15 protein-coding genes are annotated in these 17,967 nt (G+C 44.6%); 5 read left to right on the forward strand and 10 right to left on the reverse strand.

Annotated elements, in window-relative coordinates; all coding sequences use genetic code 11:
* The 3 genes from F824_RS27265 to F824_RS0117850 form a co-directional block, all read left to right on the forward strand.
* Positions 1–171: transposase (locus F824_RS27265; protein ID WP_019599293.1), on the forward strand; the 171-nt coding region annotated here is incomplete at its 5' end.
* Positions 172–575: 404 nt separating this feature from the next.
* Positions 576–1,130, forward strand: a complete 555-nt coding sequence (locus F824_RS0117845) for a LemA family protein (protein WP_019599294.1) — start codon at positions 576–578, stop codon at positions 1,128–1,130.
* Positions 1,127–2,809 carry a DUF2207 domain-containing protein gene (locus F824_RS0117850; protein WP_019599295.1) on the forward strand — a complete coding sequence of 561 codons (1,683 nt, stop codon included), beginning with the start codon at positions 1,127–1,129 and terminating at the stop codon, positions 2,807–2,809. The genes F824_RS0117845 and F824_RS0117850 overlap by 4 nt, the downstream gene beginning before the upstream one ends.
* A 74-nt stretch (positions 2,810–2,883) precedes the next feature.
* Here F824_RS0117850 and F824_RS0117855 read toward each other — a convergent pair whose 3' ends face one another.
* Positions 2,884–3,678 (reverse strand): tRNA pseudouridine synthase A, encoded by a 795-nt coding sequence (locus F824_RS0117855; protein WP_026333788.1) that lies wholly within the window; start codon positions 3,676–3,678, stop codon positions 2,884–2,886.
* 293 nt (positions 3,679–3,971) lie between these two features.
* On the opposite strand from F824_RS0117855, the gene F824_RS0117860 reads away from it, so the two are divergent.
* Entirely contained in the window at positions 3,972–4,949 is a 978-nt protein-coding gene (locus F824_RS0117860; protein WP_019599297.1) for a hypothetical protein, read from the forward strand.
* 150 nt (positions 4,950–5,099) lie between these two features.
* Here the strand turns inward: F824_RS0117860 and leuB are convergent, their stop codons facing one another.
* From leuB to ilvD, 9 genes are all read right to left on the reverse strand, one after another.
* Positions 5,100–6,161, reverse strand: a complete 1,062-nt coding sequence (gene leuB, locus F824_RS0117865) for a 3-isopropylmalate dehydrogenase (RefSeq protein ID WP_019599298.1) — start codon at positions 6,159–6,161, stop codon at positions 5,100–5,102.
* Positions 6,130–7,728: an alpha-isopropylmalate synthase regulatory domain-containing protein gene (locus F824_RS0117870; protein ID WP_019599299.1), complete on the reverse strand. Its 1,599-nt coding sequence runs from the start codon at positions 7,726–7,728 to the stop codon at positions 6,130–6,132. The genes leuB and F824_RS0117870 overlap by 32 nt, the downstream gene beginning before the upstream one ends.
* Positions 7,729–7,845: 117 nt before the next feature.
* The gene (gene leuD / locus F824_RS0117875) at positions 7,846–8,436 is read right to left on the reverse strand and encodes a 3-isopropylmalate dehydratase small subunit (RefSeq protein ID WP_019599300.1); all 591 of its coding nucleotides are present in this window, start codon (positions 8,434–8,436) and stop codon (positions 7,846–7,848) included.
* Positions 8,437–8,453: 17 nt separating this feature from the next.
* A complete protein-coding gene (gene leuC / locus F824_RS0117880; protein ID WP_019599301.1) occupies positions 8,454–9,854 on the reverse strand; it encodes a 3-isopropylmalate dehydratase large subunit in 1,401 nt (466 codons plus the stop codon).
* A 3-nt stretch (positions 9,855–9,857) separates the two neighbouring features.
* Positions 9,858–11,366 carry a 2-isopropylmalate synthase gene (locus F824_RS0117885; protein WP_019599302.1) on the reverse strand — a complete coding sequence of 503 codons (1,509 nt, stop codon included), beginning with the start codon at positions 11,364–11,366 and terminating at the stop codon, positions 9,858–9,860.
* Positions 11,367–11,369: 3 nt separating this feature from the next.
* Entirely contained in the window at positions 11,370–12,413 is a 1,044-nt protein-coding gene (gene ilvC / locus F824_RS0117890) for a ketol-acid reductoisomerase (RefSeq protein WP_019599303.1), read from the reverse strand.
* 16 nt (positions 12,414–12,429) lie between these two features.
* Positions 12,430–12,930: an acetolactate synthase small subunit gene (gene ilvN, locus F824_RS0117895; RefSeq protein WP_019599304.1), complete on the reverse strand. Its 501-nt coding sequence runs from the start codon at positions 12,928–12,930 to the stop codon at positions 12,430–12,432.
* Between the two features lie 10 nt (positions 12,931–12,940).
* Positions 12,941–14,623 (reverse strand): biosynthetic-type acetolactate synthase large subunit, encoded by a 1,683-nt coding sequence (gene ilvB, locus F824_RS0117900; RefSeq protein ID WP_019599305.1) that lies wholly within the window; start codon positions 14,621–14,623, stop codon positions 12,941–12,943.
* A 20-nt stretch (positions 14,624–14,643) separates the two neighbouring features.
* Entirely contained in the window at positions 14,644–16,320 is a 1,677-nt protein-coding gene (gene ilvD, locus F824_RS0117905; protein WP_019599306.1) for a dihydroxy-acid dehydratase, read from the reverse strand.
* Positions 16,321–17,154: 834 nt separating this feature from the next.
* On the opposite strand from ilvD, the gene ispE reads away from it, so the two are divergent.
* Entirely contained in the window at positions 17,155–17,961 is an 807-nt protein-coding gene (gene ispE / locus F824_RS0117915; protein ID WP_019599308.1) for a 4-(cytidine 5'-diphospho)-2-C-methyl-D-erythritol kinase, read from the forward strand.
* Positions 17,962–17,967 lie beyond the last annotated feature (6 nt).

The raw sequence follows: 17,967 nt of genomic DNA on the forward strand, positions 1-17,967 counted from the left end.
AAAGAAAAAGCAAAGGAACGGTATAAAATAGAAGCGAAAAACGGAGAGTTAAAAAACGCACATGGATTTGGAAGGGCAATATCTTACGGGATAAATAACATGGAAATGCAAGCTGCCATAGCTTTATTCACCGTAAATGTTAAAAGGATCTTGAAACTGGCCCGGGTATAATCAAAAACTGGTAGAAAATCGTTGAAAATCATCAAAATTAGTTCGGTATAGGCTTCAATAGAGAAATTTTAAAAGCTAGTGGCGAAAAAAAAGAAAGCGGCTAAGTCACTCTTGTCAATGACTTAGTCGCTTTCAAAATTTTACCTTCAGTTTTAGCTACTTTTTCAGTGGCCTCGCTGTCGGGCACGCTTTTTTTCTGAAGTCCAGAAAGGTTTTGTATTCGCTTCGGTCAACAGGAAATTCTGAAAAACTTTGCGAAAATAAGGAGCATTATTCCCTTTCCAATTGGCTCACAATCCCTTGGCCAATCTTCGCCCAATTTATTTACGAGAATTATTTTTTTGATCCAAATTCCTTTTCTGTATATTCATACACTGTTTTCTATCTTTTAAACCGACCCTACCATGGCCCTGATTGTTATCCTTATCCTCGTAGCCCTTCTTGCCTTTTACTTTGTGAGTATTTTCAACTCACTGATCCAGTTGAAAAATTTGGTTGATGAAGCTTGGAGCGGAATCGATGTGCAACTCAAAAGAAGGTATGACCTGATTCCCAATATCATCAATACCGTCAAGGGTTATGCCAGCCATGAAAAGGAGGTCCTCGAAGGGGTCATCGAAAAAAGGAATGCCGGGATAAATGCCCATTCCGTCAAGGAACACGGCGCTGCCGAAGGAGCCCTGTCCCAATCTTTGGGTCGCTTGTTTGCGCTTGCGGAGAGTTACCCAGCACTTAAGGCGAATGAGAATTTCCTGGATCTTCAAAACCAACTGCAATTGATAGAATCCGACATCCAAAATGCAAGGAGGTATTACAATGGAACTGTGCGTGATTATAGCACCAAGATCGAGCAGTTTCCTTCGAACATCGTCGCCAATATCGCTCACCATACCCAGCGGGATTTCTTCGAACTAGAAAATGTTTCGGATAGGATCAACCCAAAAGTTGATTTTTCATGAAATCTTGGGCATTCATCCTCCCATTTTTTCTTCTGGTAAATACTGCATTTTCCCAGGAAAGGATCCTCTCCTATTTTTCGGTTATTCAGATTGAGGAATCCGGATCGATCTTGGTTGAGGAAAAAATCACAGTTTTATCTGAAGGAGTGAAAATCAGAAGGGGGATATTCAGGGATTTCCCAACACAGTACCAAGACCGATTGGGCAATCGGTACAAGGTCAGTTTTGAAGTCTTGGAGGTCCTTCGGGATGGGAAAAAGGAGCCTTTCCGCCTGGAAAACAAGAACAACGGAAAAATCATCTACATCGGTGATGCCAATACGTTCCTGCAGCCAAATACCTACACCTACACACTGAAATTCCGCACAGATCGACAACTTGGTTTTTTTGAAAATTACGATGAACTGTATTTCAATGCCATCGGGGGTGGATGGGATTTTGCGATTGACAGTGCCGGGGTGACCGTCTGGCTTCCCAATGGAGCCAAAACGATACAATATGATGCATTTACCGGGCCTTCAGGATCCACGGGCTACAATTGTGAGATAAAAGATGAGGGAGAAAAGGTCCACTTCAGCACCAAAGGAAAATTAAATCCGGGAGACCAATTCACCGTTGCCCTGGCTTGGCCAAAGGGATTTGTCGCCCAACCAAGTGCATTGGAAAAAAGCGGTCATTTTTTGAGTGACAACAAACATATCTTGGTGGGAGGAATTGGCCTGCTCCTCACATTTTGGGTATTCTTTTCCTCCTGGAAAAAAGTGGGGAAAGATCCGGCAAAGGGGACGATCATCCCGAGATTTGAAGCCCCCGAGGGATTGACGGCTGCCTGTTCGCGCTATTTGATGCGGATGGGTTTTGACCAGAAGGTATTTACCGCCACTTTGGTAGCCATGGCAGTCCATGGCTATTTGACGATTGAAACAAAGAAAAAAAATGACTTCTCCCTGACCAAAGTCGGTGATTCACTGAATGGGCTCACCACAGGCGAAAAAGTCGTCGCAACTGTTCTGTTCAAGAATGGCAATGAAATTCACTTGGACAATAAAAACCATCAAATCTTTACTTCTGCCAAAACAAGTCTTTTGAAATTTTTAAAGACGGAGGTCATGCCAGGAAGGTTCAAAATCAATTTTGGCTATACCGCAAAGGGAATTGGGACGGGCTTGGCAACAATCCTCCTGACCGGTTTGCTTTCCCCTTCTCCCGGGGTTCCGGTTGTTTTGGGAATCCTGATCTTCATCCTTACCCTCGTCTTTTACAACCTGATGCAAGCGCCCACCATCGAGGGCCGAAAAATCATGGATGAAATCGAGGGATTCAAGAGATATCTTTCCGTAACCGAAAAAAACCCTCTGAACATGGCCCATGAACCCAACATGACCCCGGCGGTTTTTGAAAGATTACTTCCCTACGCCATTGCTTTGGGAGTGGAAAACAAATGGGCGGAGAAATTTGAGCAGCAGGTTTCCAAGAGTGTTCGGGAAGCCTATCAACCCACTTGGTACCATTCCTATTCAATGGGCAGATTCAATGCACTTGCCTTCAGCTCCTCCTTGGGCAGCAGTTTTTCATCGGCCATTTCCAGTGCATCCACTCCTCCTGGCAGCAGTTCAGGATCCGGAGGAGGTGGATTTTCAGGTGGCGGCGGAGGAGGCGGTGGCGGAGGCGGCTGGTAAGGCCTGACAATTGTTCTGGAAATTGAAAAGATTGGGATTTGTTCCGAAAAAACCGAGAATGGATTTTCTCCTCTTTACTTTTGTCTTCCGAAATCGAAAACGACTTCCTCCAATACCAAGCCATGTGCCTTCGCTGGTTCGCATAGTGGTTTGTTTTCCTGACTGGTCAGTGCCTCTGAAATTTGCTCCAAGCTTATTTTTTCCAATCCCAAATCAATAAGAACAGCCACCATCACCCTGATCTGATACCGCAGGAAACCTTTTCCCTTTATCGAAATTGTAAAGCTATCTGCGGGAACAAGTCCTTTTCCGGCCAATTCATGATCCAAAAAATTCAATTCAAAAACCTCCCTTACATAATCGTCCGTGATTTTGTCAATGGAACAGAATCTTCTGAAGTCATGCTTCCCCAACAAAAGTTCCCCTCCTTGTTTCATCATGGGAATATCAAGTTCCCCTATGACATGGAGCAGGTTGCCTGCGGCAAAAGGGTGGAACTTCTCTCCGGTGGCGAAATGGTATCGGTATTCCTTCTCGACCACATCCTGGATGATGTTGAAATCCTGGGATATTGCTTGTCCCTCCAATATCCTGATGTCATTGGGCAAGTAAACATTCATCTGCTGGATTAACTCCGGAAGATCCACCGGTTCTGCCGAAAAAAGCTCAAAAGCACCTCTATTGCAGGAGACTCCTGCATCGGTCCTGCTTGCGGCTAGCGTGGTGAAGTTTCCATGCCCAAGTACAAACCGCAACACTTTCTCCATCCTCCCCTGAACGGTTTTCCCATCGGGTTGCTTTTGCCAGCCATTGTAGCGAAAGCCTAGGTATTGCATCCAAAGAAGATAGGTAAAGGGTCGATTTTGCATAGAAATCAATATTCGGAGGGTTTTTTTGGCATTTCTGTAAAAGCACAAAAATAGACTTTTGGATCTTATAAATAGACCAAAAATCATTTATTCTATCCCGATGAAAAAATTGGCTGTATCTGATTTTTTAAAAAAAAGCCCCACGATTCATCTGTATTCATAAAATTAAATCTTCTTTTACATAATTATTAGTTTATTTTTTTGTATTTTTATTATTTTATTTTTTATTAAAGTTATTTTATGTTCTTTTTTTTGATTTATATTTGCTTATTAACAACCAATTTAACTTTTCTATGGCAAACTTTTCTTCTGCCAATTATCTGAACAAGGTTTGGATATTGGCCCTGGTCGCCTTCATGGTGTCCTGCTCGCAATTTGAGGCCCCTGCGCCTGACAATGTTAATATGGAAAGCAGTGAAGAACTTGCTGCTTTACGTGGTTTATCTTCGGATATGTGGAATGCCAGAACAGCTGGTCCTGTGTATCTTGAAGGTGCCAATAACGGAGGAAATGTTCTCTGCTCAGAAGCTGCGGATTATTTCGAAGTTGAGGGTGGCTTTTCATTTACAAGTCCGGACCCTGAAGGCCAAGGTGGCAATGATTACTTAGGGGGAAACACTTTCAGCGAAGCTTTTCCAGACGGCTTTACCGTGACGGTTACGGATAACAAATTCGTTTCATGGAGTTTTGAACCTGTTTACATTGACGGGGTAAAATACTGCCTGAAGAATCTTGTAGTCCTTGTGAAAGGTGGACCTGGGGCCAATGCCTACTATTATGGGAACGGAGAAACCAGTGATGAGGGATTGATTTCTCCTCCAGTGGGTCAAGGAAACACGCCAGATTTAAGTAACCTTAAGCTTTGTTACAATTTGGAGCCATGCGACGATGAAAAATGCTGGGAGGATGAAACAGCATGGGCTGCCGGAACCAGATATGTCACCAAAGGAAACTGGGCTACTTATTCTTCAAAATCAGCATTGGAGGCAGGTGTAACTTTGTTTGCTGGCCAAACTTTGGCAGCTGGAACTGTAAAATTGTTGAATGGAGTAATCACCATCACGCTGAATGAGGGATGGAGATTTGCGGATACGGATGAAAATGTGAAAATCCAACACTATTCCTCCACTCCTCCAGCAAGCAATCCAGAACCTGGACTATTTACGACAAAGGGTAAAGCAAACACCAGTCCATACAGCATTTCTGTTCCATATGGGGAATTCTATGGCGTGCATGTAGATGTGGAAAGATCTGTTGCTTGTCCGATATAGGATCACCCCAACTCAAACCCATATAATTAAAAAAGAGATCCCAGAAAGGATCTCTTTTTTAATTATATGCAAACAATCTAAAGTTGACTGGGCATCGTTGATTTACTTATAAATCACCATGAATTATTTGGCCTGCTCCAGAGATCAATCTCACAGATTCTCCGCCAACCAATCTCCTACCTCAGAGGTTTTGTAGGCTTTTGCCCCATCTGCAATATCCTCGGTGACGATTCCCTCGGAAAGAGATCTGTTGACCACATCAGAAATCGCTGCTGCTTCGTCTTTCAGGTCGAAAGCATAATCAAACATCATTGCGGCCGATAGAATTGTCCCCAATGGATTGGCGATGTCTTTTCCTGCAGCTTGTGGATAGGAGCCATGGATCGGTTCGAACAATTTGTTCTCGGTCCCCAAAGAAGCCGAAGGCATCAAGCCCATCGAACCTGATATCACAGAGGCTTCGTCTGTCAGGATATCGCCAAACAAATTCTCTGTAATCAACACATCATAGGCTTTCGGCCATTGGATCAGTCGCATCGCCACCGCATCCACAAATTCATATTCAACTTTGACATCCGGGTATTCCGGAGCCAATTCCTGAACAGTTTCCCTCCAGAGCCTGGAAGTGGCCAATACATTGGCTTTGTCCACACAGGTCAGGAGTTTTCTGCGCTTTTGGGCCGCTTCAAAACCCATTCTGGCAAGTCTGGTAATCTCTTCCTTCGTGTACACATTGGTGTCAAAGGCTTTCGTTCCCTGTTCGTTTCTACCTCTAGGCTCACCGAAATAAATCCCACCGGTCAATTCCCTGAAAAACACGAAATCCACACCATCCACCCGATCAAGTTTCAAAGGTGATTTGTGAACCAATGAGGGGAAAGTGAAGGTTGGACGGACATTTGCAAAAAGCCCCAATTTCTTTCTCATGGCCAACAATCCTTGTTCAGGCCTTACCTTTGCTTTGGGATCGTTGTCATATTTAGGATCACCAATGGCGCCGAAAAGCACTGCGTCTGCTCTCAAACAAACAGCATGGGTACTCTCCGGATAAGGATCTCCAGTCAAATCGATGGCGGCGGCACCCACTGGCGCCGTCTCAAAATGAATGGTATGACCAAATTTCTTGGCGACTGCTTGTATTACTTTTACTGCTTGGGCAATTACTTCTGGGCCTATGCCATCACCCGGCAATAGTGCGATATTCATTTCCATAAAAATTCTTGTTTTCTGAATCCGTATTCGGTTTGTTTTTACTGTCAATCTTTGCGATGATATTGAGCATTCTTTCGGTGGCCATCATGGCAGCCACGGTCTGATCACTGTCCAGACCTTTGGTTTTGAATATCTTTCCATATTCCCAGGTAATCACCGTTTCCACAAAGGCATCTGTTTTACCACCAGGAGGGATACTCACATGGTAATCGGACAAAAGCGGAAGTTCTTTGTTCAGTGATTTATAAATCTTCTTCAGCGCCTTCATGAAAGAATCGTACTGTCCATCTCCCGAAGCACTCTGCTCATAATATGCGCCATGGATTTTCATCTTGAGCTGTACCGTCGGTTTCAAACCCTTGGAATGGGTCATGTGATACCCTTCGATACTGATGTCTTTGGCAACAGAGTTGTTTTGGAGCACATCGGAAATGATGTATGGCAAATCTTCGGTGGTGACTCTTTCCTTTTTATCGCCAAGTTCGATGACCTTTTGGGTCACTTTGGCCAATTCGTCTGGCTCCAGGGAAATGCCCAATTCCTGAAGATTTTTCAGGATATTGGCCTTTCCGGAACTTTTGCCAAGTGCGTATTTCCGCTGTCTGCCAAAGCGCTCGGGCAGGAGATCGTTGAAATAAAGATTTTTTTTATTGTCCCCATCTGCGTGGATTCCTGCGGTTTGGGTAAAGACGTTTTCCCCAACCACAGGCTTGTTGGCAGGAATATGCTGTCCTGAAAACTGCTCCACGAGTTTGCTTACGCGGAAAATCTTGTTCTCCTGAACATTCAATCGGTAATCGGTGAAATCCTTCAATACGGCGATCACACTTTCCAAAGGTGCATTTCCAGCCCTCTCTCCCAAACCATTGATGGTGGTATGAATGCCGACAACTCCATTATAAATGGCCTCCAGCACATTGGCCACAGAAAGATCGTAATCATTATGGGCGTGAAAGTCAAAGTGACAATCCGGGTATTCGGTGGTGATCAGCTTGATGAAATGCGCCACTTCACGAGGGTGAAGCAAGCCCAATGTATCGGGAAGCATGATTCTCTTGACTGGGAGTTGACTCAGGAAACCGATCAATTCCATGGTATAAGACATGGAATTTCGCATTCCATTGGACCAATCTTCCAGATAAACATTGACGTGGATCCCTTTTTTGTTTGCGTAGGCTATGCTTTCTCGAATTTCTTCGAAATGCTGCTCTTGCGTTTTCCTAAGTTGATGGGTCAGGTGATTCAAAGACCCCTTGGTCAACAGGTTCATGACCTTTGCCCCTGAGTCGGCTATCCAATCCACGGAGGTTGGGGTATCCACAAACCCAAGGACTTCAACCTTATCCAGAAATCCCTTTTCGGAAGCCCATTGGGTGATCTTCTTCACGCCCTCCATTTCCCCTTCAGAAACCCGGGCAGAAGCCACTTCTATCCTGTCCACCTTCAATTCCTCCAACAACAACTTGGCTATTTGGAGTTTTTCAGAAGGCAGAAAGGAAACCCCAGAGGTCTGTTCTCCATCCCTCAAGGTAGTGTCCATGATTTCTATTTTCCTATGATGTCCCATTTTTGTGCTTTCCTTTGATAAAATAGACAAGGATCCAATCCCATGCTGTTTACAATAATCCTTCGCTGAGAAAATTTCACGCTTTGAGGATTTCAATAAATGGGGATACAATCTTGCTTACTTCCCCGCAACAAATTCCGCGATTTCATCTTTGATATTCAAGAGATAATCGATGTCATCAAAACCGTTTTTCATATTTTCCTTTTTATAGGAATTGATGTCAAAACTTTCTGACTGACCCGTACTGAGCAAGGTTATCGTCTGCCGATCAATATCCACTTCAACTTCCGTCTCTGGATCTGCAGACACGGCATTGAAAAGAACATCTGCAAATTCTGGGCTGATGGTCACCGGCAAGACGCCGATATTGAGGCAGTTGTTTTTAAAGATATCCGCAAAGAAGCTGGAAACCACACACCTGAAGCCATAATCATAGAGGGCCCAAACAGCATGTTCCCGACTGGAACCTGAACCGAAATTCTTTCCAGCCAAAAGGATTTTTCCGGAATAAGTGGGATCATTCAAAACAAAATCATGTTTGGGATTGCCCTCCACGTCGTATCGCCAATCCCGAAAAAGATTGTCACCAAAACCCACCCTTTCGGTAGCCTTCAGGAAACGCGCAGGAATGATTTGATCCGTATCCACATTTTCAGCGGACAAGGGAACCACGGTACTTCTTAATGTATTGAATTTATCGTAAGCCATCTTTCTTTCATTTAATATTAAAACACTTCCCTTGGATCTGTAATCCTCCCTGTCACCGCAATGGCAGCGACAGTAAGCGGACTGGCCAGCAAAGTTCTCGCGCCGGGACCTTGTCTGCCCTCAAAATTTCTGTTGGAGGTCGAAACCGCATATTTCCCTGAAGGGATTTTATCGTCATTCATCGCCAGACATGCCGAGCAACCCGGTTGTCTAAGCTCAAAACCTGCCTCTTCGAGGATTTTGACCAATCCTTCCTCGTGGGCCAATTTCTCAACTTCCCTGGACCCTGGCACTATCCACGCGGTGATGTTGTCCGCTTTTCTCTTTCCCTTGACAAATTCAGCCACAGACCGAATGTCCTCGATCCTGCCATTCGTGCAACTTCCGACAAAGACATAATCCATCTTTTTCCCCAGGATGGATTCACCGGCCTCAAAGCCCATGTATTCCAAGGATTTCAGGAAAGATGTTTTGTTACTGCCCTCCATTCCTGCAGTTGTTGGGATCAAATCATTGATTTTAATTCCCATTCCCGGATTGGTGCCGTAGGTAATCATTGGAGCTATGTCCGCTGCATCAAAATGGTATTCCTTGTCAAAAATGGCTCCCTCATCTGTTTTCAGGGTTTTCCAATACGCTACTGTCTTGTCCCATTCTTCCCCTTTGGGGGCATATTGTTTCCCCTTTAGGTAATTGAAGGTCGTTTCATCCGGAGCGATCAATCCTCCCCTGGCACCCATTTCTATACTCATGTTGCAGATCGTCATCCTTGCTTCCATGCTTAGACTTTCAATGGCAGATCCCGCATATTCCAGAAAATAACCAGTACCGCCACTGGCGGATATTTTGGCGATGATGTAAAGGATGATGTCTTTTGAGGTAATTCCTTTTCCAAGTTCACCATCTACGGTAATCCGCATTTTCTTGGCTTTGGACTGCATGATGCATTGGGTCGCAAAGACCATTTCGACTTCGGAAGTTCCGATACCGAATGCAATGGCACCAAAGGCACCATGCGTTGACGTATGGCTGTCACCACAGACGATGGTCATTCCCGGTTGCGTGATCCCGAGTTCGGGTCCAATAACGTGAACGATTCCATGGTGCGCACTTCCCAGATCGTGCAATTCAATATTGTATTTTTTGCAATATTCCCTCAGCTTTTCAACCTGCATGCGGGAGAGTTTGTCCTTTATGGTCTTGTCCTGATCCACAGTGGGTACATTGTGATCAGGAGTTGCGATAGTCCTTTCGGGATGAAGCACACCGATTCCTCTTTTTTCCAAATTCAGGAAAGCCACGGGACTGGTCACTTCGTGTATAAAATGCTTGTCAATGAAGAATACATCTGGGCCATCGGTTACTGAGCGAACCACATGGGCATCCCATATTTTGTCAAATAATGTTTTCTTTTCCATCTTTTATAGGATCACTTTATCTTTAACGGGTATTTTATTTAGGGCATCCACAAATGCCTCAGCAGAAGCCAACACGATATCAGTATTGGAAGAAAAACCATAATAAGGACGCTCTCCCTGCATCAACCGCATGTGTACTTTTGCCTGATCATCACTTCCTGCGGTAATGGCTTGAATCAAAAATTCCTCCAATTCCACCTGCGGCTTCACTATTTTCTCAATCGCTTTCAATACGGCATCCACTGGACCATTCCCTTCTGAGGTGGCAAAGTGTGTCTTCTCCCCTACTTTGAGCTCAACATTGGCTTTAATGGTTCCATTGGATTCATAGCTTACTTTCACCAGTTCAATGAATGTGGAGTCTTCGATGTACTTGCCCACCAAGGAAAGTAAATCTTTGGGGCCAATGTCTCTTTTGGAGTCGGCCACAATCAAGAAAGCTTCATACACTTCCCTCAATTCCTCACCTTCCAAATGAACACCCAAGGCATCCAAATGATGTTTTAATGCTGCCCTACCACTTCTGGCTGTTAGTACGATGGAAGATTCCAAAACGCCAACCTCCTTGGGATCGATGATTTCATAGTTTTCGCGGTGCTTCAAGACACCATCCTGATGAATTCCCGAAGAGTGGGCAAATGCATTTCTCCCCACAATTGCTTTATTGGGTTGAACCGGCATGTTCATCAGCTTGGAGATCAATCGGCTGGTTCCGTAGATCAAAGGGGTATTGATGTTGGTGAAGACTGGGATGTCGTGGTGGCATTTGATGGCCATCACGACTTCCTCCATGGAGGTATTTCCCGCCCTTTCTCCGATACCATTGATCGTCACTTCCACCTGTCTTGCCCCATTTTGAACCCCAGCGATGGTGTTGGCCGTAGCCATTCCCAGATCATTGTGGCAATGGGTGGCAAGGATGGCTTTGTCGATATTCGACACATTTTCCCTCAGGTACCGGATGATGGCACCGTATTGTTCAGGAAGGCAATAGCCTGTGGTATCGGGAATGTTGATCACCGTGGCGCCAGCCTTGATGGCTTTTTCCACGATTCTCGCCAAAAATTCCATTTCTGCCCTTCCCGCATCTTCTGCGTAAAACTCCACATCCTCCACAAAACTCTTGGCATATTTCACTGCCTGAACTGCCCTCTCGATAATTGCATCGGGGGTGGATCGAAGTTTGTATTGAATGTGGTAGGGAGAAACACCGATTCCGGTGTGAATTCTCCCTTTTTTGGCATATTGGAGGGAAGCTGCTGCTACTTCAATATCTTTTTCCACTGCCCTCGAAAGGGCGCAGATAATAGGATTGGTGACTGCCTTAGAAATCTCCAATACAGAATTAAAATCCCCTGGGCTGGAAATTGGGAATCCAGCCTCAATGATATCGACTCCTAGTTCTTCCAAAGCCTTGGCCACTACTATTTTCTCCTGGGTATTTAACTGACAACCAGGAACCTGCTCTCCATCACGAAGGGTGGTATCGAATATCCATAGCTTTTCACTCATAATTTAGTTGTTTTCGGGTCTTAATTTTCTGACGGTAGCACCTGCTTGCCACATCTCAGAATCTCTCAATTCTTTCAATTCCACTTCCAGTTTCTCCCTGTAATCGTCTTTACTGTTGGAGTCAATGGATTTTTGCGCTTCCTGCCCGGTTTTTACACTTTCGTATAATTTTTCAAATACCGGTTTGGTCGCATCCCTAAATGGTTTCCACCAATCCAAGGCACCTCTTTGGGCAGTCGTGGAGCAGTTGGCATACATCCAATCCATTCCATTTTCAGCAACCAAAGGCATCAAACTTTGTGTCAATTCCTCAACGGTTTCATTGAAAGCTTCAGAAGGGGTATGGCCGTTTGCTCTCAACACTTCATATTGCGCAGCAAAAATCCCTTGTATCGCACCCATCAAAGTTCCTCTTTCTCCCGTAAGATCCGAGGTCACTTCTCTGTAAAAATCGGTTTCGAAAAGGTATCCAGAACCAACGCCGATCCCAAGGGCGATCACCCTGTCTTTTGCTTTGCCGGTACCGTCCTGAAAGATTGCATAGGAAGAATTCAATCCTCTTCCTTCGACAAACATTCTTCTCAAGGAAGTTCCGGAACCTTTGGGAGCCACCAAAATCACATCCACATCTGGAGGAGGGATAATCCCGGTTTTTTCTTTATACGTAACCCCAAAGCCATGGGAAAAATACAATGCTTTGCCAGGCGTCAGGTGTTTTTTCACCATTGGCCATGCGGAAATCTGTCCGGCATCGGAGAGCAAAAACTGAAGAATAGTGCCTTTTTCGCAAGCTTCTTCCAGTTCAAACAATGTTTTGCCTGGAACCCAGCCGTCAGAGACTGCTTTATCCCAAGTTTTTGAGCCTTTTCGCTGTCCTACGATGACATTGAAACCATTGTCTTTAAGATTGAGAGCCTGACCAGGCCCTTGAACGCCGTAACCCAATACTGCAATGACTTCGTCTTTCAACACTTCTCTTGCTTTCTCCAAAGGGAATTCCTCCCGGGTGACTACATTTTCTTCTACTGATCCGAATTTCAGTTTCATAGTTTTAAAGGTTTGATTATTTTAAATATTTGTCTAAAGTATCCATGGGTTTGGCCACCGCCACCCTGCCTGACCTGGCAAATTCGAGTATGTTAAATTCTTTCAATATTTCCAGTAAGGACTGGGTATCCTCCTTGTGCCCTGTAAATTCGATGACCACAAAGTCCTTTTCCGCCGCGATGATATGGGCATTGAACTGCCTGATCACTTTTTCCAATCTGGGGTCAAGGCTTTCTATCGGGATTTTATAAAGTGCGATTTCCTGATAGACCACTTGATCATCGGTATAATAAAACGCCTTGATCACATCGATGATCTTTTCGATCTGCTTGGACAATTGAATGACTTGTTCTTCAGAAGTGGTCAGTTCGATCGTGATTTTGTAAATGCCATCTTCCCGGCTTTCGGAGGCTGTCAAGGCGTCGATATTGATTCCCCTTCGCGTGAATATGATGGTAATCCTATTGAGTATCCCTATGAAATTTTCCGTGAAAACAGAAATGGTATAACGGTTCATAAATCTGGTTTTAGCTTAATCTTACTTCTTCTACGGAACATCCTGTGGCAATCATCGGGAAGACATTGTCTTCTTTCTCCACCACTACTTCCAGGAAGTAAGGGCCGTCATGAATGAACATATCTGCTACGGCTTCACTGAGCTCTGCGCGTCCAGTTACTTTACTCCCTTTGATTTTATAGGCCTCCGCGATTTTGACAAAATCAGGGTTTTCCAGTTCCGTGAAAGAATACCTTTTGTCAAAAAACATCTGCTGCCATTGTCGGACCATCCCGAGATAGTTATTGTTCAGCAAAACAATCTTTACAGGTGCTTTGGTCTGCATGATCGTACCCAATTCCTGGATCGTCATTTGAATTCCTCCATCTCCACAGACACAGATCACTTGCCTGTTAAAGTCATGCAGTTGGGCACCCAAAGCTGCCGGAAGGGCAAATCCCATGGTACCCAATCCACCTGAAGTCACTTGAGTCCTAGGCTGTTTGTAGTCAAAATATCTCCAGGCAATCATTTGGTGCTGCCCCACATCTGTCACCAAAATGGCATCGTCGGCTTTGTATTCATTGATAAACCGAATGACTTCACCCATGGTCAACCCAACTTTCGTCGGCGACAAATCATTGGCACACACTACTTTTTTCTCTTCTTTTTCCAGTTCCCTGAAACGTTGCAACCAGTCTTCATGCTTGTTTGCATGTACAGCTTCGATCAGCATTTCCAGACTTTGGCGACAATCTCCCAAAATAGGGACTGTGCATTTGACATTTTTGTCGATCTCTGCGGGATCAAGTTCTAAGTGGATGACTTTTGCTTGTTTGGCATAGCGCTTCAAATCCCCTGTAACCCGATCATCAAACCGCATTCCCACGGCGATGAGCACGTCACATTGATTGGTAAGGATATTTGGTGCATAGTTGCCGTGCATCCCCAATTTCCCTACATAATGCGTGTTCATTTCTGACAATGCACCGGAACCCAAGAGTGTTGAAGCTGCAGGAATCCCTGTTTTGTCAACGAAGGCTTTCAATTCCTTATCGGCTTTTCCAATCAAAACACCTTGTCCAAAGACAATAAATGGGCGCTCTGCAGCATTGATCAACTCTGCAGCTTGCTGAACAGCTTCCTTACTGACTTCCGCATAAGGCTTGTAAGAACGAATGCCGAGACAAGGGATATAGTTGAATTCGGCAAATTCTGTCTGGGCATTCTTGGTGATGTCCACCAATACCGGACCCGGACGACCGGATCGGGCTATATGAAAAGCTTTGGCAATGGCGGGAGCAATGTCTTCCGCTCTTCTAACCTGGATGTTCCATTTGGTTCCTGGCATAGAAATGCCCACCATGTCCGTTTCCTGAAAAGCATCTGTGCCCAAAAGATGTGCTGCGACTTGCCCCGTGATACAGACCAAGGGTGTGCTGTCAATCTGGGCATCGGCAATGCCAGTGATCAGGTTCGTTGCCCCCGGACCGGAGGTGGCCAAGGCAATTCCTACCTTGCCGGAGACGCGCGCATATCCTTGGGCGGCATGGATTGCTCCTTGCTCATGACGGGTCAAAACATGTTTGATTCTGTCACTGTAATCATATAAAGCATCATACACGGGCATGATGGCACCTCCAGGATAACCAAATATATATTCGGCATTTTCGGCAATAAGGGATCTAACTACGATATCCGCTCCTCTTATCATGGTGTATTTGGTTTAATTGATTAATTATCCGTAACGCAACCTTCTGATGCGGTCGAGACCAATTTATTGTACTTTTTGAGCGTTCCCTGAAGTCCGCTGAGGTCTTTGTTGACCCAATGTTTTTTCCTTTCTGCAAATTCTTCCTCCGAAACCGCACATTTGAGTTCCAAGGTATCGGCATCGATGGTGATGACGTCCCCATCCTGAAGCAAGCCAATAGGTCCGCCCAAGTAGGCTTCCGGCGTCACGTGTCCCACCACAAATCCGTGGGTTCCGCCCGAGAATCTGCCGTCGGTGATCAAAGCGCAACTGGAACCAAGTCCGGCTCCGATGATCATGGAAGTGGGTTTCAGCATTTCCGGCATGCCTGGTCCACCTTTGGGACCGATGTATCGGATCACGATGACATCACCTTCCTGAATTTTTTTGTTTTTGATGGCCTCGTTGGTTTCCAGTTCAGAATTGAAAACTTTGGCTGGGCCAGTGAAGGATTTCCCTTCCTTGCCGGAGATTTTGGCAACTGAACCTTGCGGTGCAAGGTTCCCATGTAGGATACAGAGGTGACCTGTTTTTTGTAATGGTGTTTCAATGGGATGAATGACGTTGACCATGGAAGGCACAATTGGAGTAACATCCGCAAGGTTTTCCGCCAGGGTTTTGCCCGTCACCGTCATGCAATCTCCATGAAGGAGACCATTGTTCAACAGGTATTTCATAAAGGCCGGCAATCCTCCTTGCTCATGAAGATCTTCCATCAAAAATTTTCCCGAAGGCTTGAAATCTCCCAAAACCGGGGTGGAATGGTTGATCCTTTTGAAATCCTCCAAGGTAAAATCCAAACCGGCTGTCTTGGCGATGGCCAAAATATGCAAAACCGCATTGGTACTTCCTCCTAAGGAAACGGCTACCCTTACGGCATTTTCAAGGCTTTTAAGGGTAATGATGTCTTTTGGTTTTAAGTCTTTTTCCAAAAGGATCTTCATGTACTTGGAGACATCCCTACATTCCTGAATTTTCTCCGGGGAATTTGCGGGATAAGACCCACTGTATGGCAATGACATCCCCATGGCCTCAATGGCCGAGGACATCGTGTTGGCAGTATACATTCCACCACAGGCCCCAGCTCCCGGGCATGCATTTTGGATCACACCTTGGTAATCTTGGTCACTGAGCTCACCTTTGATCCTTTTTCCATAGGCTTCAAAAGCGGATACGATATTCAGTTTTTCGCCTTTATAATTACCGGAACGAATGGTGCCGCCATAGACCATGATCGAGGGTCTGTTGATCCTGAGCATCCCCATGATAGCACCCGGCATGTTTTTATCACAACCGGCCACCGCGATACAGGCATCAAAGGAATGTCCCGAAATAAAGGATTCGATGGAGTCCGCGATGATCTCTCGGGATACGAGGGAATAGCGCATTCCGTCCGTTCCCATCGAGATACCGTCAGAAATCCCGATGGTATTAAAAACCAAACCGGTCAGATCATGCGCCGAGGAGGCTTCTTTGATCAGACCGGCAAAGTCATTCAGGTGCATATTGCAGGGGTTACTTTCATAGCCACAACTGGCTACCCCTACAAAAGGCTGTTTCATCTTTTTATCACTCATTCCGGTGGCGTAAAGCATGGCTTTCCCTGCCGGATGTTCTTCATTGTCACTGATCTCCCAACTGTATTTTTTTAGACTCATGGTGATGCGTTCGTCGGTTTAATGGGTTATAAAAAAAAGTGCCTCATCATCTGAGGCACCTAGCATTATATGGATGTTTGTCTAAATAGCCTAGCGCCTCATTACTTTATATCAATGAGAATAATAATGCTTAGAGGAGTGACTATTTTCAACATGTGGTTGTGGTTCTTTTTTTTCTTTGTTTATGATGATACAATATTAAAGCTCTATTTCCACACTTACAATATTTAATTTCTTTTTTTTATCTAATTAAGAATTTAAAACAAGGTGTTTAAATATTTTTGAAAAATTTTAACACAGCGAAATCAATATAAACAGAATAAGTTATTGATGAAAATTGGGTTTGATCAAAAATTCAAAATTTTGTATTGAATTCTTCATCCCCTAATCAAATGTTTATTTTTTTGATTTTTTTTCAAGTAAAAAATACATATACCTTCTATTCAATAACAAAAAGTGTATTTTGATAAATATAACATAAAATGATCCTTTTGAAACCGATCATGACAAGCCAAATGAATTATTCAAATGATGTCCCAAAGTTTGCATTTGATTCACCTTGTTTCCTTCAAACACAAAGTGGGGACGCATCGGGTTTTCCGGCGAATTGATCCAGTTTTCAGTTTAGCCCAAAATCTGTATAGAGGTTTCTTTGATTGGTGAAACTAAAAGAGGATCACGCTATTATGTAGACATTTCCTAATCCCAGCAGGAAAAGGTAAAGAAACGTCAACACCGGAATGTTTATCAAACAATAACAGTCTTGAATAACATTCCTCATGCATAAAACGGGTTTAGCGCTTATCTTTGCATTTCAATTTTGAAACTCCCGATATGATCAGTTTCCCAAATGCCAAGATAAACCTTGGCCTCCATGTGACCGCCAAAAGGAAAGATGGCTACCATGAACTAGAAACCTGCATGGTACCCATTCCGCTCTTCGAAGCGTTGGAAATGATATTGGACAACAAGACCGTCTTCACCAGCACCGGCCTACCCATACCTGGAGTCGACAAGGACAACTTGATTTTGAAAGCATTCAAATTGCTCAGAAAGGATTTCAACGACCTGCCAAACCTGAATATTCACCTGCACAAAAACATTCCCATCGGCGCTGGATTGGGAGGCGGATCTGCCGATGCTGCCTTTGCACTCAAGTTGATGAACAACCTTTTTGACCTGCATCTCGAAGATTGGTTTTTGGAAGACTATGCCGCGCAATTGGGAAGCGACTGTCCATTTTTCATCGAAAACACTCCAAAAATCGCCACTGGCAGAGGCGAAATCTTGGAGCCTGTTTCCGTTGACCTGAAAGGGAAATACCTCGTCTTGATCAATCCACAGATCCACATTTCCACCAAAGATGCCTACAGCGGCATTTCCCCAAAAAAGCCTTTGGGCAATCTCAAAAATATTCTTGCGGACCAAAGCCTTTGGAAAGCGCATTTGGTGAATGATTTTGAGGCCAGCATTTTCCCTAAATATCCGGAAATCGCCCAGATCAAAGACCGACTCTATGATTTGGGGGCCTTCTATGCAGCCATGTCTGGTTCAGGGGCGACGGTTTTTGGGCTGTTTGATTCAAAACCCGAATCGGTAGAATGGAAAGAGGGTTATTTTGTGTTTGGGGCGGAAATGTAAAAGATT

The organism is Rhodonellum psychrophilum GCM71 = DSM 17998, from assembly GCF_000381545.1.
Classification (GTDB): Bacteria; Bacteroidota; Bacteroidia; order Cytophagales; family Cyclobacteriaceae; genus Rhodonellum; species Rhodonellum psychrophilum.